The 16,487-nt window shown below is 72.2% G+C and carries 14 protein-coding genes and 1 tRNA gene; 9 read left to right on the plus strand and 6 right to left on the minus strand.

Annotated elements, in window-relative coordinates:
- Positions 1–62: 62 nt before the first annotated feature.
- Positions 63–785 carry a hypothetical protein gene (locus tag ASD48_RS38420; protein ID WP_157880774.1) on the minus strand — a complete coding sequence of 241 codons (723 nt, stop codon included), beginning with the start codon at positions 783–785 and terminating at the stop codon, positions 63–65.
- A gap of 290 nt (positions 786–1,075) precedes the next feature.
- On the opposite strand from ASD48_RS38420, the gene ASD48_RS38430 reads away from it, so the two are divergent.
- The 7 genes from ASD48_RS38430 to ASD48_RS38455 all read left to right on the plus strand — a co-directional run bounded on the left by ASD48_RS38430 (position 1,076) and on the right by ASD48_RS38455 (position 8,430).
- Entirely contained in the window at positions 1,076–1,861 is a 786-nt protein-coding gene (locus ASD48_RS38430; RefSeq protein ID WP_057606545.1) for an MBL fold metallo-hydrolase, read from the plus strand.
- 245 nt (positions 1,862–2,106) lie between these two features.
- Complete coding sequence (locus tag ASD48_RS38435) at positions 2,107–3,387, plus strand: DUF3533 domain-containing protein (RefSeq protein WP_057606546.1); 1,281 nt, start codon at positions 2,107–2,109, stop codon at positions 3,385–3,387.
- A gap of 86 nt (positions 3,388–3,473) precedes the next feature.
- On the plus strand, positions 3,474–4,145 hold the full coding sequence (locus ASD48_RS38440; RefSeq protein ID WP_057606547.1) for a DNA alkylation repair protein: 672 nt from the start codon (positions 3,474–3,476) through the stop codon (positions 4,143–4,145).
- Between the two features lie 23 nt (positions 4,146–4,168).
- Positions 4,169–4,294, plus strand: coding sequence for a hypothetical protein (locus ASD48_RS46095; protein ID WP_282438426.1), 126 nt, complete (start codon positions 4,169–4,171; stop codon positions 4,292–4,294).
- A 311-nt stretch (positions 4,295–4,605) separates the two neighbouring features.
- Positions 4,606–6,021 (plus strand): lamin tail domain-containing protein, encoded by a 1,416-nt coding sequence (locus tag ASD48_RS38445; RefSeq protein ID WP_057606548.1) that lies wholly within the window; start codon positions 4,606–4,608, stop codon positions 6,019–6,021.
- 225 nt (positions 6,022–6,246) lie between these two features.
- Positions 6,247–6,594 carry a VOC family protein gene (locus tag ASD48_RS38450; RefSeq protein WP_057606549.1) on the plus strand — a complete coding sequence of 116 codons (348 nt, stop codon included), beginning with the start codon at positions 6,247–6,249 and terminating at the stop codon, positions 6,592–6,594.
- A gap of 201 nt (positions 6,595–6,795) precedes the next feature.
- Positions 6,796–8,430, plus strand: coding sequence for an alpha/beta hydrolase (locus ASD48_RS38455; protein WP_057606550.1), 1,635 nt, complete (start codon positions 6,796–6,798; stop codon positions 8,428–8,430).
- 141 nt (positions 8,431–8,571) lie between these two features.
- On the opposite strand, the gene ASD48_RS44605 is transcribed toward ASD48_RS38455, so the two are convergent.
- A tRNA-Ser gene (locus ASD48_RS44605) sits at positions 8,572–8,640 on the minus strand.
- Positions 8,641–8,817: 177 nt separating this feature from the next.
- A complete protein-coding gene (locus ASD48_RS38460) occupies positions 8,818–10,422 on the minus strand; it encodes an FAD-binding oxidoreductase (RefSeq protein ID WP_057606551.1) in 1,605 nt (534 codons plus the stop codon).
- A gap of 59 nt (positions 10,423–10,481) precedes the next feature.
- Between ASD48_RS38460 and ASD48_RS38465 the strand changes: the two genes are divergently transcribed.
- Positions 10,482–11,264 carry a TetR/AcrR family transcriptional regulator gene (locus ASD48_RS38465; protein ID WP_057606552.1) on the plus strand — a complete coding sequence of 261 codons (783 nt, stop codon included), beginning with the start codon at positions 10,482–10,484 and terminating at the stop codon, positions 11,262–11,264.
- A gap of 239 nt (positions 11,265–11,503) precedes the next feature.
- Entirely contained in the window at positions 11,504–13,012 is a 1,509-nt protein-coding gene (locus ASD48_RS38470; RefSeq protein WP_057606553.1) for an MFS transporter, read from the plus strand.
- A gap of 164 nt (positions 13,013–13,176) precedes the next feature.
- On the opposite strand, the gene ASD48_RS38475 is transcribed toward ASD48_RS38470, so the two are convergent.
- The 3 genes from ASD48_RS38475 to ASD48_RS38485 all read right to left on the minus strand — a co-directional run bounded on the left by ASD48_RS38475 (position 13,177) and on the right by ASD48_RS38485 (position 16,474).
- Positions 13,177–13,677: an amino acid transporter gene (locus tag ASD48_RS38475; RefSeq protein WP_057606554.1), complete on the minus strand. Its 501-nt coding sequence runs from the start codon at positions 13,675–13,677 to the stop codon at positions 13,177–13,179.
- A 131-nt stretch (positions 13,678–13,808) separates the two neighbouring features.
- The gene (locus ASD48_RS38480) at positions 13,809–15,425 is read right to left on the minus strand and encodes a glycoside hydrolase family 13 protein (RefSeq protein ID WP_057606555.1); all 1,617 of its coding nucleotides are present in this window, start codon (positions 15,423–15,425) and stop codon (positions 13,809–13,811) included.
- 173 nt (positions 15,426–15,598) lie between these two features.
- Positions 15,599–16,474: a carbohydrate ABC transporter permease gene (locus tag ASD48_RS38485; protein ID WP_057606556.1), complete on the minus strand. Its 876-nt coding sequence runs from the start codon at positions 16,472–16,474 to the stop codon at positions 15,599–15,601.
- Positions 16,475–16,487 lie beyond the last annotated feature (13 nt).

Below are 16,487 nucleotides of genomic sequence, written 5' to 3' on the forward strand. Positions count from 1 at the left end.
ACTTGGAGCACACGGACGGCGGCATTCGCCTCCCCGCCCGCCCGAGAACGGCGGGACAGGACCTAGCGGTTCGGGTAGTAGGCCGGGAAGCACACGGCGCCGTCCGCGCCGCAGATCTCGGTCTCCGGAATCCGGCGCGAATGCTTCTCGTAGGAGATCAGGCCCAGCTTGCGGCCCGAAGCGAAGGTCACGACGGCGTCGCGGACCGAGCCCGCCGCCTCTGGCGCCTCCCCCTTGTAGTCGTACGGCCCGTGCTCACCCTCGACTATGGCAAGGAAGACGAACAGGCTGGGCTGCTCGCCGGACTTGTCCTGGTACGGCTCGCCCGTCGTCACCTTCAGGACGCCCTTGCGCGGCCAGTTCTCCGGCAGGGACCCGCATTCGATCCTGGCCAGCCCCTCGCGGACGATCGCAGAGCAGTACGTACGGTCGTCCTTCATCCACAGAAGCTCACCGGCGCCCGGCGCGTCCCTCCGGATCACCGCCACGAACTCGTCGGACGGCATTTCGTGGGACGGCAGCGACTTCATGCTGTTGCGGACCGACGCCAGCACCGGTCCGTCGGCGACCGTAGGCCGCGCCGCGCCGACCGGGACGGCAGGCCCCGACGAGGATGCCGGCTTGGGCGGCGAGGGTGACGCGGTCGGTGAGGCCTGCGCCTGCTGCGACTTCGGCGGCGCGGCTCCCGACGGCGGAGCCGCCGTGCACGAAGTCACGGCCAGCAACGCCAGTCCGTACCCCGCTCCGTGCGCGACGAGCCTGCGCCCGTACCTGCTGAGCCCCATCCGCCCCGCCCCCGTGGTCGAACCCCCGCGCCCCTCGAACGGTGCGACCGCCGAAGCATAACGCCGGTGACACACCTGTCATGAACGGCTCAGTCAGAGGTACTCAGCCACGACGGCACGGAGGGGACGCACGCGAGCCCGGCGCGTCGTACCGTTCACCGCGATGACTTTCACCCGCCCTCTCGTCCGGCCCCTGTGGCCCTTCCCCGCGAGGTCCCACGTGCGTCGCGGGGCCCGTCCGGAAGACTGCCCCCACCCCTGCCGTCTCTCACCCCTCAAGGACACCCTGAATGAAGGTCCACCACCTCAACTGCGGCACCATGCGTCCGCCCGGCGGCCGGCTCGTCTGCCATGTCCTGCTGATCGAGACCGGGAACGGGCTGGTGCTCGTCGACTCCGGCTACGGTCTCGGTGACATCGCCGACCCCAGGCGGCGCGTCGGGCCGCCACGGCATCTCGTGCGGCCGCTGTTCGACCCCGCCGAGACGGCCGTCCGGCAGGTCGAGAGACTCGGGTTCCGCCGCGACGACGTCCGCCATGTCGTGGTCACCCATTTCGACGCCGACCACATAGGCGGCCTCTCCGACTTCCCCGACGCCCAGGTCCACCTGACGGCGGACGAGGCGCGCGGAGCCGTCCACGCCCCCTCCTGGCGTGAGCGGATCCGCTTCCAGCCGTTGCAGTGGGCGCACGGCCCGCACCTCGTGGAGCACCGACCCGACGGCGACAGATGGCGCGGGTTCGCCGCGGCCCGGGAACTCGACGCGATCGCTCCCGGCATCGTCCTGATCGCCCTGCCGGGCCACACCCGCGGCCACGCCGCCGTGGCGGTCGACACCGGCACGCGCTGGCTGCTGCACGCCGGTGACGCCTTCTACCACCACGGCACCCTGGACGGCCGTACTCCGGTTCCGGCGTCCCTGCGCAGGATGGAGGCCGTCATCGCGTACGACGGCAAGCAGGTGCGCGACAACCACGCCCGGCTGGCCGAGCTGTACCGGCAGGGCGCCCCCGACCTCGTGATCGTCAACGCCCACGACCCCGTCCTGTACGAGAAGGCGCGGGCAGGCGCGTAGCGAGGGGGGCGCCACGAGCCGGCGTCGTCCATGCCCGACCGGCCGCTCCGGGAAGCCGGCCCCGGCCGGGCTGCCTACGGCAATTCGGCGACCCGGCGACCCGGTCGGACTGTCTGCGCTCCCCCGGGCCGCGGTGCGGCCAGACTTGGGACGACTCGCCGTACCCCCTCATCCCGGCCGGCAGCCCGCGACGGCCGGCCCGCAGCGGACGCCCACCCGCCAGGTCCCAGACACGACGGAGAACCATGACCGCCGACGGCACGACCCCCGACACCGCCCCGCTCGTGCACGCCACCACGCTCCTGCGCCGCCCCAAGCTGTGGCTGGTGCCCACGATCCTCACCGGACTGCTCGCCCTGCTGCTGTCGCTGCTGTACATGGGCGGCATCGTCAGCCCGCAGCGCGACCTGCACGACCTGCCGATCGCACTCGTCAACAGCGACACCGGCCGGCCGCCGAAGGGGCAGAAGGAGAACCTGGGCACCCAGGTGGCCGCGGCCATCGTCTCGGACACCTCGAGCGACACCGCCGACTGGCGGCGGCTGACCCGGGCCGAGGCGCAGGACGAGCTGAACTCGGGCAAGGTCTACGGCGCGCTGGTCATCCCCGCGGACTTCACCGACTCGGTCGCCGCACTGACCGGCGCGAACGCGACCGCGCGGCCCACGATGACCGTGCTGACCAATCCCGCCAAGGGCAGCCTCGGTTCCTCCCTCGCCAGCAAGATCACGACCACGGCGGCCCAGCAGGCTTCCCGGACCATCGGCAAACAGCTGACGTCGGCCGCCTCGGGGGCGACCTCCACCACCGCACTGCTGCTCGCCGACCCGGTGGGTGTCGTCACCCAGGTCGGCCATCCCCTCGGCGACAACAGCGGCCTCGGTCTGAGCGCCTTCTACTACACCCTGCTGCTCGTACTGGCCGGCTTCATGGGCGGCAACGTCATCAGCAACGGTGTGGACACCGCCCTCGGCTACGCGGACAACGAGATCGGCCCCTGGCACACCCGGCTGCCCACGGTGCCGATCAGCCGCACCCAGACGCTGCTGCTGAAGATGGCCATGACGGCCGGCATCACGGTCCTCAGCGTCTCCCTCGTCCTGCTCGCCTGCGTCGGCGTCCTCGGCATGGACGCCACCCACATCCCCCTGCTGTGGATCTACTCCTACTGCGCGGCCCTCGCGGTCGGCCTCGGCGTGCAGGCCATCAACGCGGCCTTCGGCGGGATCGGCCAGCTGGTGTCCATGTTCGTCTTCATCGTGCTCGGTCTGCCCTCGTCCGGCGCCACGGTTCCGCTCGAGGCCGTCCCCGGGTTCTACCGCTTCCTGTCCCACTTCGAGCCCATGCGCCAGCTCAGCGACGGCGTCCGCGCCATCCTCTACTTCGACGCACGCGGCGACGCCGGGCTCACCCGCGCCTGGACCATGATCGGGATCGGCGCGGTCATCGGCCTCCTCTTCGGTTTCGCGATGGCCTCGTACTACGACCGCAAGGGCCACAAGCGGCTCACCCCGCAGCCCGCTTGAGCGATCGGCCCGGGTGCCCGGGTGCCCGTGGCCCCGGGCTGCTGAAACCCATGCCGGAACCCGCACGTGCTGGACAGGAGGACGAGATGACCGAGACGGCGTTGGCCGAGGTGATGGCCGAGCTGGCCGGGCTGGAGGACCCGAAGATCCGCGCGGTGAACGAGAAGCACGGTGACGATCACGGTGTGAACCTCGGCAGACTGCGCGCGCTCGCGAAGCGGCTGAAGACGCAGCAGGAACTCGCGGGCCGGCTGTGGCGGACGGACGACTCCTCGGCAAGGCTCCTGGCGATCCTGGTCTGCCGCCCGAAAGCCTTCGAGCGTGGCGAGTTGGACGCCATGCTGCGCGAGGCGCGCACGCCCAAGGTGCACGACTGGCTCGTGAACTACGTCGTGAAGAAGAGCCCGCACGCCGAGGAGCTGCGCGTGGCCTGGTCTGCCGATCCGGATCCGGTGGTCGCGAGCGCCGGCTGGGCGCTGACCACCGAACGCGTCGCGAAGAGGCCCGAGGGCCTCGACCTCGCAGGACTGCTCGACGTCATCGAAGCGGAGATGAAGGACGCCCCGGACCGCCTTCAGTGGGCGATGAACCACTGCCTGGCGCAGATCGGGATCGAGCACGCGGAGTTCCGCGGCCGCGCGGTCGACATCGGTGAGCGCCTGGAGGTGCTCAAGGACTACCCGACGCCTCCGGGCTGCACCTCCCCGTTCGCGCCCGTCTGGATCAACGAGATGGTGCGCCGGCAGCACAAGGGATAACGGTCGGCGACAACCCGCGGCACGTGGTGGCCGGCGACCTCGACGGCGAGGCGACGGCCGCCGATCTGACGTCCGACGGCACGCAGGACCTCGTGGTGGCGAGCAGCGCCGACGACCAGGTGGACGTCTTCACCGGCTCCTGCGGCTGAGCGTCCGCTCCGCTCGCGCCCCCACCAGGGGCACTCCGGCCGGTGCGGGCGCGGGCACCGGGTTCGTGCGGACAGCGGGCCCCGCTCAGCGGCCGACCCGCGGACCGAATGCGACGGCGGGAACCGACCGTGCCCGTACGGAGGCCGGCCGTGCCCGCACGGGAGCCGACCGTGCCCGCACCGCGAGCGGGCAGGGCCGCACAAGCTTCGCCCGTCGTTCATCGGCCGTCCGGCTCCACGGAGGAGTCGTGTTCGGCCTGCGCGGGGACCGTCGAGCCGCCTTGCCCATGACAACCTCGGGATGGAACCTCGTGACTGCATCGATCGGACGCCGTCGGCGCCGTGGTCTTGCCCGTTTCCTCGTCGCCGGCCCGCTGCTGACCGCCGGCGCCCTGACCGGCGTCCCGGCCGCCCACGCCGCCGCCGACGACATCCGCATCAACGAGGTCGTGACCACCGGCGACGTCAACGACTCGATCGAGCTCTACAACAAGGGCACCGCCACGATCGACGTATCGGGCTGGATCCTCAAGGACGACGACAACGGCTCCAAGTACAAGATCGCCTCCGGAACCACGCTGGCACCGGGGACGTACCGGGCGTTCGACGTCCACGGCACGTTCGGTCTGGGCTCCGGCGACAAGGCCCGCCTGTACCTCGCCGACGGGACCACCCCGGTCGACAGCTTCGCCTGGAGCGAGCACTCCGCGCCCTCCTGGTCGCGCTGCCCCGACGGGACCGGCGCGTTCGGGGCGGCCGCCCTGACCCTCGGAGCACCCAACGACTGCGGTATCGGCGGGGGTACGACCCCGGTGACGTGGCCCGGCAGCAGCACCGTGGCGACGGCGGACGCCTCCGGCGTGTTCGGTGAGGACCTCAGTGGTCTCTACCAGGAGGGCGGCGTGCTGTGGGGCGCGCAGAACAGCGGGAGGCTGTGGCGCCTGGTCCGTGACGGATCCGGCGGCTGGACCCCGGACACGACGGCCGGCTGGTCCTCCGGCAAGACCCTGCGTTTCCCCGGCGGTTCGGGAAGCCCCGACAGCGAAGGGGTCACCTTCACCGGCTCCGGTTCCGCCGGCGGGGCGTTCGTCGCGAGCGAGCGCGACGGCGATGCCTCCGGCACCAGCCGCCTGTCGGTGCTGAAGTACGACGTCACCGCCGGCGGCTCCACCCTGACTTCCGTCAGGGAATGGAACCTCACCTCCGACCTGCCCTCGACCGGCTCCAACCTCGGCTTCGAAGGGATCACCTGGATTCCCGACAGTTATCTGAGCGGCGCGGGCTTCAAGGACGCCACCACCGGTTCGGTCTACGACCCGGCCCGCTACGGCGCCCACAGCGGCGGCGTGTTCTTCGTCGGTGTCGAGGGCACCGGCACGATCCACGGCTACGTCCTCGCGGACTCCGGCGCCTACACCCGCGTCGCCTCTCTCAGCAGCGGCATGGCCGGGGTGATGGAGCTCCAGTGGGAGCCGCAGGCCGCTCGTCTGTGGGCCGTCTGCGACGACACCTGCGACGGCCGGCACCGCACCTTGAAGGTCGACGCCTCCGGCGCGTTCACCGTCAGCGCCGTCTACGACCGCCCCGGCGGCATGCCCGACTACAACAACGAGGGCTTCGCGCCGGCCGGCTCCGACGAATGCGTCGCCGGCTCCAAGCCCGTCTACTGGTCGGACGACTCCAACGACGGCGGACACGCGCTGCGCAAGGGCACCATCACCTGCTGAAAGCCGGATCGTGGTGATGAGGGGCGGGACGGGCTGGGGTGGGGCGGACCGGGACGGTGGTGCGAACCGGTCCGCCCGGCGCGGCAGAACGCGTGGTGCCCCTCGAACCCGTCGGAATCGACGGCGGTCGACGGCGGGTCGAGGGCCCAGGAGGTGCGGAGGCGGGTGGAGCGTAGTACCCCTGAACAGTCCAGGATGCGTGTCCGATCCCCAGGGGAGTCGTCGATGGCCGTTCGCCGTGTCATGCCCGTCGTTCAGTCGGAGGCCGTACAGGAGAGCCGGGAGTTCTACGGCCTGCTGGGCTTCGAGGAAGTCATGAATCTGGGCTGGATCACGACACTTGCCTCGCCGTCCGCTCCGGCGGCGCAGGTCAGCATCATGAGCGGCGACGAAACCGCCCCCGTCACACCGGACATGAGCATCGAGGTCGACGACGTCGACGCGGCCTACGCGCTGATGCGGGACAGCGGCGCGGAGATCGTGCACCCCCTGCAGGACGAGGAATGGGGAGTACGGCGGTTCTTCGTACGCGATCCCAACGGCCGCGTGGTCAATGTGCTGAGCCACCTCTGAGGCCTCCCGCACCACGTCGCACGGCGGGCCGGCACGCTCGTCGGCTCCTCGCTCCCGGACCCGATCGGGTCCGGGGAAATTTTCCGCGCAATGTCCGACGCGGTGGCACCTCTCGCGCGTTTTCCCCCTCTGTTCAGCTAGCCGGACTCACCGTGACCCGTGAGTACTCGGCCAGACAGCAGCCCAGGGGGGAAGGACACCATGACAACTCCACATCACATACCGAGACGCTTCGGGCGACTCGGCATCCTCGGAGCCGCGCTGACGGCACTCGTGGTCGCCGGGACGGGGACGGCGACACGGGCGACGGCCGGACCGGAGACACCCGGGACCCCGCCCGTGCCGTCGCTCACCTGGAGCGACTGCCAGGGCGGCTTCGAGTGCGCGAACGCCGACGTGCCGCTCGACTACCGCGAGCCGCGGGGCAAGACCATCACCCTCGCGGTGGTCCGCAAGAAGGCCGCCGACAGCACGAAGCGCAAGGGCACGCTCTTCATGCAGCCGGGCGGGCCCGGTAACTCCGGCGTGGACTTCGTGCGCAACAACTACGCGGACCTGCCGGCCGCGCTCCGCGACTCCTTCGACGTCTTCGGCTACGACGTTCGTGGTGTCGGGCGCAGTTCGGCGCTGACGTGCTTCGACGACGCGCGGTACACCCGGGCGGTCACCGAGGCGAAGGGCGTGCCCGGGCCGGACGCCTACGGGCCGGCGCTGCAGCAGGCCGCCGAGTTCGACCAGGCATGCGAGGACAACGCGGGCGAGCTGCTGCCGTACATCGGCACCGAGTACGTCGCCCGGGACATCGACCTGCTGCGTCAGGCACTCGGCGAGCAGCAACTCACCTACTACGGGCGGTCCTTCGGGTCCTACATCGGGACCGTCTACGCGGCCATGTTCCCGAAGCGGGTGCGGGCGCTGACGCTCGACGGCGCCTACGACCCGGACCACTACGCGAACCGCCCGTACGCCTACGACCGGCCGCAGTACCTGGCGCTGGACGGCGCGATGGGCCGCTTCCTCGACTGGTGCGCCGCTGATCAGGCGACCTGCGGGTTCGGCGACGGCGACCCGCGCGGGGCGTTCGAGAAGCTGAAGGCCGATCTGGACGCCGCACCCGTGACGACGGCGAACGGCGGCCAGGCCAACGGCTACACGCTGGTCTACCGGCTGATGTTCAACATCAACGAGGGCAAGGTCATCTGGCCCTCGTTCGGTGAGGCGCTGCGCAAGGCCCAACTGCGGGACAACACCTCCTTCCTGCTGCGGCCGCCGTCCCCGGCGAGCTTCGACTTCCTCGGCCCGAACGTGGCCGTCGAGTGCGTCGACCGGGACTACCCGCGCGATCTGCGTCGGCTGAAGCGGAACGTCACGGCGAACGCGAAGGCCGCGCCGCTGCTCGGCCCGGCGATGGCCTACGGTCCGCCGACGTACGACCACCAGCACGCCACGGCCTGCGTCCAGTGGCCCGGCGAGCGGGTCAGCCGCTACGACGGCTCCTACCGGGCCAAGGGCTCGGCGCCGATCCTCGTCCTCGGCACCACGGGCGACCCGGACACCCCGTACCAGGACGCGGTGGCGCTGTCGCGACAGCTCGACAACGCCGCGCTGCTGACGTTCGAGGCGGAGGGGCACACCGCGTTCGGGCGGAGCGCCTGCGCGACGGACGCGGTGATCGCCTACCTGGTCGACCTGAAGGTCCCGGCCAAGGGCAAGACCTGCGCGGACGAGACCCAGCCGCCTTCCGCGACACCGAAGGTGGCCCCGCCCGGCACCACGATCGGTGAACTCCGCAACGGCGTCGACGAGCGCGTCGAACGCATCGGCGCCGTGCGCTGACGGTTGCGGCACCGAACCCGAGGCGCCGGCTTTCACGGCCGGCGCCTCGGCGTCGAGCGACCGGGGGTCGCGCAGTGGTGCAGAGATCAAGGTCGGCAACGGAACGTAGGTGTCCTGGGCCGCTGGACGACACCGGCTCGAGGCCGGTGACGGGATTCGAACCCGCGTTTCCCGCTTGACAGGCGAAGTATCCGGTGCCTGCGCACCTGCACGGTAGCGACCCTACCGAGCCGCCGCGGCCGAAGCACCGGAGTTTCCGATCCCCTCTCCGAGCAGCGCCTTGATACGAGTCGCGTCCTTCCTCCGACGCTCCGTCATGGCCGAGGCACGATCGCCCCGGCGCCGCACCGACACACCGACGCGCCGACGTCGCCGCTGACGGTGCGGTCAATCACCCACGAGGACACCGGGGTTGAGGACGCCTCGTGGGTCGAGGGCCTGCTTCGCCGCGCGCAGGGCGAGGGCGAAGGGCTCCGGACGCTGCAGGTCGTAGTGGGGGCGGTGGTCGCGGCCGACCGCATGGTGATGGGTGATGGTGGCACGGTGGCGATGGAGGACGTCGCTGGCGACGGCCTTGAGGTCGTCCCAGACCGCGACCTCGTCGCCGGGGCGTCCACCGGCGATCACGGTGAAGTAGGGCGCGGCGCCGTCGGGATAGACGTGCGTGAGGCGGCAGTTGACCATCGCCGGGTGTCCAGTGGCCCTGAGTGCGGCGGCGCCGACCTCCTGCCGGACCGCGTCGATCAGAGCGGGCAGCCGGTCCCATGTGGTGGCTGTCTCGAAGGTCTCGGTGACGGCTCCCATGCGGGCGAGCCCGTCCCGCAGGTACGGCATGCGCAGGAAGGCCGAGCGCCACGCGCCGACGGCCGCGTCCCCGGGCGCACCCGGGCCGGCGGGGTCGGTATCGGTGCGCCCGCCGTGGGCGCGGGCCATGTCCAGTGCCTGGCCGAGGCGCTCTCCCACGGGCGCCGTCGGGGACTCGAAGCCGAGGACGAGCACGGCACGGCCGTCCCGCGCCGCGCCGGACAGGGCGGCCTCGCCGGGGTCCAGCAGACGGCAGTTGGCGGGCGCGAGGTCGGACTGGGCGAGCGCGCGCACCGCGGGCAGCGCGGCGTGCAGGTCGGCGAAGGACACCGAGGCCGAGGCCTTGTACCGGGGACGTTCCTGCAGGCGCATCCAGGCCTCGGTGATGACGCCCAGGGAGCCCTCGGAGCCGAGGAAGAGGCGGTCGGGCGAGGGACCGGCGCCGGAGGCGGGAAGCCTCCAGGACGCACTGGTGCCGGCGGGGGTGACCACGTTCAGGGACTGGGTGAAGTCGTCGATGTGGGTGCGCACGGTGGCGTAGTGGCCGCCCGCGCGGGTCGCCAGCCACCCGCCCAGCGTGGAGAACTCGAAGCTCTGCGGAAAGTGGCGCAGCGTCAGCCCATGGGGGCGGAGCCGGGCTTCGAGCGCGGGGCCGAGGATTCCGGCCTGGACGCGGGCGGCGCGGCTGACGGTGTCGAGCTCCAGGATCCGGTCCATGGCCGTCAGATCCAGGGACAGCACGGCACGGTGGGCCCGGCCGCGGTACTCCACGCCGCCGACGACCGACGAGCCGCCGCCGTAGGGGACGACGGCGACTTCGCGCTCGGCGGCCCACTCCAGGAGGTCGGCCACGTGCCGGTCGCAGGTCGGGTGGGCGACGAGGTCGGGGATCCGGCCCGGCCGGCCGCGCAGGGCGCGCGCGATGTCACGGAAGGCCTTGCCCATCGCGTGGGCGGCCCGGGGCCGGGGGTCGTACGTCACGAGGGGTGCGAGGCTGCGTGGCGCCTCGACGGCAGGTCGGCCGATGCGCAGACCGGCCACCTCCGGGCGGGGCAGCGGCCGCGCCAGGGTGCCGGGGACCAGGGCTCCCAGCGCTCCGCACTCGGCGTCGTCCGGGTGGGCGTCGGCCCAGCCCCATCCCCACCAGGATCGGTCACGGGTGCTGCGCGGTGCGGTGGTGCCGGACATGGGCAGGCTCCCTCGTCGAACTTACCAAGCGGTAAATTACCCTATGGTAAATTCAATCCGTGACAACCCCCTCTGCGCGAGCAGGCACCAAAGGCGTACCGCGGGCCCGGCGGGAGCAGCAGATCCTCGCCGCCGCGACCGAGGAGTTCGGGCGCAACGGTTACGAGGGCACCTCCCTCGCCGCCGTCGCGGCTCGCGTCGGTGTCACCAAGACGCTGCTGCACCAGTACTTCGGCGCCAAGCACGACCTGTACCTCGCCTGCCTCGTCCCGGCCGCCGACCGGATCCTGTCGGCCGTCCGGACCGCCATGGACGACACGGCCGGGCACGACACGGCGACAGAGGACGCGACGAGGGAGGCGGCCCGGGAGGACTCCGCCCGGGCGGACTCGGCCAGGGAGAGCCCTGCCGGGGAGGAGGCCGGCGGGAAACGTGCCGACGGGCGGGAGGCCGGCGCCGGGCCGGGGCCGGCGGTCGCCCCTTCCCCCCACGCGTCCACCCCTCTGCGGGTCATGCACGGCGTCTTCACCGCTCTCGAAGGACGACGGGAGGCGTGGTTCGTCCTCTACGACACCTCGGTCCCCGCGGACAGCGAGGCGGCCCGGCGTGCGCGGGGATACCGTGCCGCCATCGACGAGTGCGCGGCACTGGGCACCGCCGACGTACTCCTGGCGGCCGAGTCCTTCGACGCCCTGGACGCCGACGCTCTCAGCCACGCCTGGCGGGGGCTGGCCACCGCCCTGATCCGCTGGTGGATCAACCATCCCGACGAGTCGGCGGACGCCATGACCGAGCGCTGCGCCCGCCTGTTCACCACCGCGCGTGACGTGCTCGGACCCTAGTCCCGTGCCCCGTCGGGCAGGATCGCGGCGGCCGCAGCGCGGCGCGGCTGTGCACCCCGGGCGATCCGGGGCAGTAGCTCCGGTATGCGCCGAAGGACCGATGCGGCTCAGAATTCACCCAGGACACAGCGGGGCGAACAGGGTGCCTGCCGACGGCGCAGGGGTACTGGGGACCACAACGGGGCGCCTCCACCGCGTGACCAGGTGTTCCCGGACGCGGCCCGGCGAGAGGAGGCCCTGTGACGGCGTCGGCGACGAACGGAAGTCCGTTCGCCCGGGAGAGCGGTCCCGAACAGGATCCGAACCGGTGGCGGGCTCTCTGGGTCACCCTGGTGGCCGGTTTCATGAGCCTGCTGGACGTGACGATCGTGGCGGTCGCCCTGCCCACCGTGCAGCGCGAACTGCACGCTTCCGCCGCCCAGGTGCAATGGGTGGTCTCCGGCTACGCTCTCACCTTCGCCCTCGCCCTGGTCACCGCGGGCCGCCTCGGTGACGCCCTCGACCGACGCCGCATCTTCCTGCTGGCCCTCGGCGGCTTCGTGGTCTTCAGCGCGGCCTGTGGCGCCGCCCCCGACATCACCTGGCTGGTGGTGGCCCGCCTCGCCCAGGGGCTGGCGGCCGGCTTCATGGCCCCGCAGAACTCCGCGCTCATCCAGCAGATGTTCCGCGGCGCCGAGCGCGGACGGGCCTTCGGGTTCTTCGGCGCCACGGTCGGCATCTCCTCCGCCGTGGGCCCGCTCGCCGGGGGCGCCATCCTCGCGCTGGCCGCCGGCTCCGAGGGCTGGCGCTGGATCTTCTACGTCAACGTCCCCATCGGCGTTCTCGCCGTCCTGCTCGGCCGCCGCCTGCTGCCCCGCACCCGGCCGTCCGGCCGGGGACACGTGGACGTGCCCGGCGTCCTGCTCCTCGGTCTCGGCGTCCTCGCGCTCATGTATCCGCTGGTCCAGGCTGATTCCGGCGGGCTCGGCCGCCTGTGGTGGCTGTTCCTCCTCGGAGCCGCGCTGCTCGGCGTCTTCGTGCGGTGGCAGCGCCGTCTCCTCGCCCGGGACGCCCAGCCGCTGCTCGACCCTCGCCTGTTCACCACCGTGCGCGGCTACGCCGTCGGCGCCGGGGTCGGCACCCTGTACTTCATCGGCTTCAGCGGGGTCTGGCTGGTCTTCGCCCTCTTCTACCAGCGCGGGCTCGGCTTCTCGCCGCTGCGGTCCGGCCTCGCCGTGACACCCTTCGCCATCGGATCGGCGAGCGCGGCCGTCGTCGCGGGCAGACTGGTGGACCGCTTCGGCCGGCTGCTCACGGTGTGCGGCCTGACGGGCGTCATCACCGGCCTGGGCGGTGTCGCGCTGCTGCTCCGCTTCGCGCCCCTCGGCATCGCCCCCTGGGCAGCCGCGCCGCTGCTCTTCCTCGGCGGCATCGGCGGCGGCTTCGTGGTCTCGCCGAACATCACCATGACCCTGCGGGAGGTTCCGGTGCGGATGGCGGGCGCGGCGGGCGGCGCCCTCCAGACCGGTCAACGCCTCGGCGCCGCTGTGGGCACCGCGGCCCTGCCCGGTCTGTACTACCTGGCGCTGGGCGAGGGCGACGACTACCGCGGCGCCCTCAGCGTCGCACTGGTCGCGGCCCTGACGGGGATGGGAGCCTCGCTGGCCCTCGCGACCGTCGACTGGAGGCGCGACCGGCGGACGCGGCAGACGCGCGAGAAGTGTCCGGACGAGGTCGCCCACGATCCTCTGCACTCCCGCCAGACCTGATCCGCGGTCCAGGCGGTCGTACCCGGGGAGAGGGACGGCGGCCACCGACGGCGGCGGGAGCGCCCGACCGTCGACCGTCCGACCGCGGACAGCGAGCCGGTCGACGGCGAGGGGTGGGCGAACCGGTCGACGGCGGGCCCGGACGGGCCAGGGGAATCGGAGCGTCACGGGTCGAAATGGGTGGCGATGCCGAACGCCCCGCGCAGGAGCTCCATGTCGTGCAGGTCGCGTCCGGTCGGCTCGTAGCCCTGGTGGAAGAAGACCTGTTGGTCGGCGGAGAGGCACGGGACCGTGCTCGTGCCGATGGTGCCGGTCACGAAGCAGGAGGCCGGGTAGGGGAAGGGGCGTTCGGGATCGAACGACGCCTGGGTGGCGGAGCCGTCGGCGGCGAACACCAGCGGGTGGAGGTCGATCTCCCGTCCGGCGGCATCCGTGACGACGAACCGCACGGGCCGCCGGTCCAGGGTCTCGGTGAATCCCGCCGCCCCCAGGGCGGCCACCACGTCGGGCTCCTGGTCCAGGCGGTGCATCAGGTCCAGGTCCCGGTGGTCGCGGGTCTGCTCACCCACCAGGGCGTCGATGCCCCAGCCGCCCCCGATCCAGACGTCGGCGCCCGCGCGCCGCAGCAGCGCGAGCACGGACAGCACGCCCTCGGCCGTCATCATCGCGGCAGCGGCTCCTCTCCCCCGCGACTCCTCTCCCCCGCGTCCCCGCCCCGCCCGCTCTCCCGTGGCGCCGGACCGGCGTCGGGAAAGATCCGACGCCGACCCCGGCACGGCTCCGGTGGCCGGGTCGCTCACGCGCGCAGCCAGATCGCGGTGTCGCCCGGCAGCCGACCCGCAGCGTCCAGGGGGCCGCTGGCCAACAGGACGTGATCGTGCTCGGGCAGGGTGACCGGGGCGGCGGCCAGGTTGACCACGCAGACCAGGCCGGGCGCCCGGCGGAACGCGAGCACCCCGGCGGGGGCGGGCAGCCACTCCAGCGGGCCGTCGCCGAGGCCCGCCTCGGTACGGCGCAGCCGCAGCGCGGTGCGGTACAGGACCAGCATCGAGCCGGGGTCGGCGGCCTGGAGGTCGGCCGCGTACGCGGACCAGCCCGCGGGTTGCGGCAGCCAGGGCTCGGCGCGCGAACCGAAGCCCGCGTAGGGGGCGTCGGCGGTCCACGGCAGCGGCACCCGGCAGCCGTCACGGCCGGGGTCGGCGCCGCCGGAGCGGAAGTGCATCGGATCCTGGATGCGTTCCCGTGGGATGTCCGCCTCGGGCAGGCCGAGTTCCTCACCCTGGTAGAGGTAGACGGAGCCGGGCAGCGCGAGGGTGAGGAGGGCGGCGGCGCGGGCCCGGCGGGTGCCGAGCGCCAGGTCGGTCGGCGTGCCGTACTCCTTGGTCGCGAAGTCGAATCCGGTGTCCGCACGGCCGTAGCGGGTGACCGTGCGCGTCACGTCGTGGTTGCACAGCACCCAGGTGGCGGGCGCGCCGACCGGTGCGTGCTCGGCCAGCGTGTCGTCGATGGCCGCGCGCAGCCGGTCCGCGTCCCAGGGGCAGGCCAGGAAGTTGAAGTTGAAGGCGGTGTGCAGCTCGTCGGGACGCAGGTAACGCGCGAAGCGTTCGGCGTCCGGCAGCCAGACCTCGCCCACGAAGACACCGTCGTAGGCGTCGGCGACGCTCCGCCAGGAGCGGTAGATCTCGTGGAGTTCGTCGCGGTCGATGTACGGGTGGGGGTCGCGGCCCTCGACGAAGTCCGGCAGGTCGGGGTCCTTGGCGGGCAGCGCGGCCGAGTCGATGCGGACGCCGGCCACGCCCCGTTCGAACCAGAAGCGCAGGACGTCCTCGTGCTCCTCGCGGACCGCCGGGTGGGCCCAGTTGAGGTCGGGCTGCTGGGGGGTGAACAGGTGCAGGTACCACTCGCCGTCCTCGACCCGGGTCCAGGTCCGGCCGGCGAACTGCGACGGCCAGTCGTTGGGCGGCAGTTCGCCGTGCTCGCCGCGTCCGGGGCGGAAGTGGAAGAGCTTGCGCTCGGGGCTGCCGGGTCCGGCGGCGAGCGCGGCCCGGAACCACCTGTGCCGGTCGGAGACGTGGTTGGGGACGATGTCGACGATGGTGCGGATGCCGAGGACGCGGGCCTCTCCGATCAGCTTCTCGGCCTCGTCGAGGGTGCCGAAGGCGGGGTCGATGGTGCGGTAGTCGGCGACGTCGTAGCCGCCGTCGGCGAGCGGGGAGAGATACCAGGGGGTGAACCAGATGGCGTCGACGCCGAGTTCGGCCAGGTAGGGCAGTCTCGCCCGGACGCCCGCCAGGTCCCCGGTGCCGTCGCCGTCGCCGTCGGCGAAACTTCGGGGATACACCTGGTAGATGGCAGCGCCACGCCACCAGTCGTCCGAGGGGGCGGGGGTCCTGTCGGGGTGCGGGGCTGCCACGTGACGGTCCTTTCGGGGCAGGGGTGGTTCTCCGCCGCCGCCCCGGACAGCGAGGCGTCGGATACGGGGCGGCGGCGGAGGATCGGAAGGGGTACCGACGGGCCGGGCGGGCGAGGCACCCACCCCCGGCGGGAGGAACCGGGGAACGCCGGTGCCGGGCGGTGAGGCCGGGTTCAGCCCTTGAGGCCGCCCGCGGTCAGTCCGCTCATGATGTTGCGCTGGAAGAGCAGGAACAGCAGCAGGGTCGGCAGGGACGCGATGGTGAGGGCGGCGATCAGCACGTTCTCGGGCACGCTGGTGGCGAGCGAGTAGATGCCGACGGCGAGGGTCTGGCCGGTGGGGTCGGGCAGCACCAGCATCGGCCAGAGGAAGTCCTTCCAGACACCGACGACCGCGAAGATCGACACCACGCCGAGGATGGGCCGGGAGATCGGCAGGACGACCGACCACAGGACGCGCAGCGGACCCGCGCCGTCCATGGAGGCCGCGTCCAGGAGCTCCTTGGGGATGGAGTCGAAGAACCGCTTCAGCAGGAAGATGTTGAAGGCGTTGGTCACCGAGGGCAGCCAGATCGCCCAGGGCGAGTTGAGCAGGTTGCGCTCGACGATCGGCATGTCCAGCACCGTGAGGTACTGCGGTACGACGAGGACGGTCGCCGGGATCATCAGGGTGACGAGCATCATCCCGAGGATCGCCCTGCCGAGAACGGGCCGCAGCTTGGACAGGGAGTAGGCGGCGGCGACGTCCAGCACCAGCTGGAAGGCGAGCGCGCCGAACGCGTAGTACAGGGTGTTCAGGAGCAGGCGGGCGAGGTCCATGACCTCCCAGGCCCGCTGGTAGTTCTCCGGGTGGACGGAGCCGGGCACCCAGGTCGGGGGTGTCTGGACGGCTTCCTGGGTGGTCTTGAGCCCGCCGGACACCATCCAGTAGAGCGGGCCGAGGAAGGCCAGCGTGAACAGGACGACGACGAGCGCGAAGCACAGCCAGTACAGCAGCCTGCCGCGCGGGCGGGCGAGGGCGGCGGGCGAGATGAGCGTGCGTGTGGACATGTCCGTGTCTCCC

The organism is Streptomyces sp. Root1310, from assembly GCF_001426425.1.
Classification (GTDB): Bacteria; Actinomycetota; Actinomycetes; order Streptomycetales; family Streptomycetaceae; genus Streptomyces.

Coding starts and splice junctions, on each gene's coding strand:
- ASD48_RS38440 (WP_057606547.1), top strand. CDS start 3,474: ATGACCGAGACGGCGTTGGCCGAGGTGATGGCCGAGCTGGCCGGGCTG.
- ASD48_RS38460 (WP_057606551.1), bottom strand. CDS start 10,422: ATGTCCGGCACCACCGCACCGCGCAGCACCCGTGACCGATCCTGGTGG.
- ASD48_RS38475 (WP_057606554.1), bottom strand. CDS start 13,677: ATGATGACGGCCGAGGGCGTGCTGTCCGTGCTCGCGCTGCTGCGGCGC.
- ASD48_RS38430 (WP_057606545.1), top strand. CDS start 1,076: ATGAAGGTCCACCACCTCAACTGCGGCACCATGCGTCCGCCCGGCGGC.
- ASD48_RS38420 (WP_157880774.1), bottom strand. CDS start 785: ATGGGGCTCAGCAGGTACGGGCGCAGGCTCGTCGCGCACGGAGCGGGG.
- ASD48_RS38435 (WP_057606546.1), top strand. CDS start 2,107: ATGACCGCCGACGGCACGACCCCCGACACCGCCCCGCTCGTGCACGCC.
- ASD48_RS38455 (WP_057606550.1), top strand. CDS start 6,796: ATGACAACTCCACATCACATACCGAGACGCTTCGGGCGACTCGGCATC.
- ASD48_RS38450 (WP_057606549.1), top strand. CDS start 6,247: ATGGCCGTTCGCCGTGTCATGCCCGTCGTTCAGTCGGAGGCCGTACAG.
- ASD48_RS38485 (WP_057606556.1), bottom strand. CDS start 16,474: ATGTCCACACGCACGCTCATCTCGCCCGCCGCCCTCGCCCGCCCGCGC.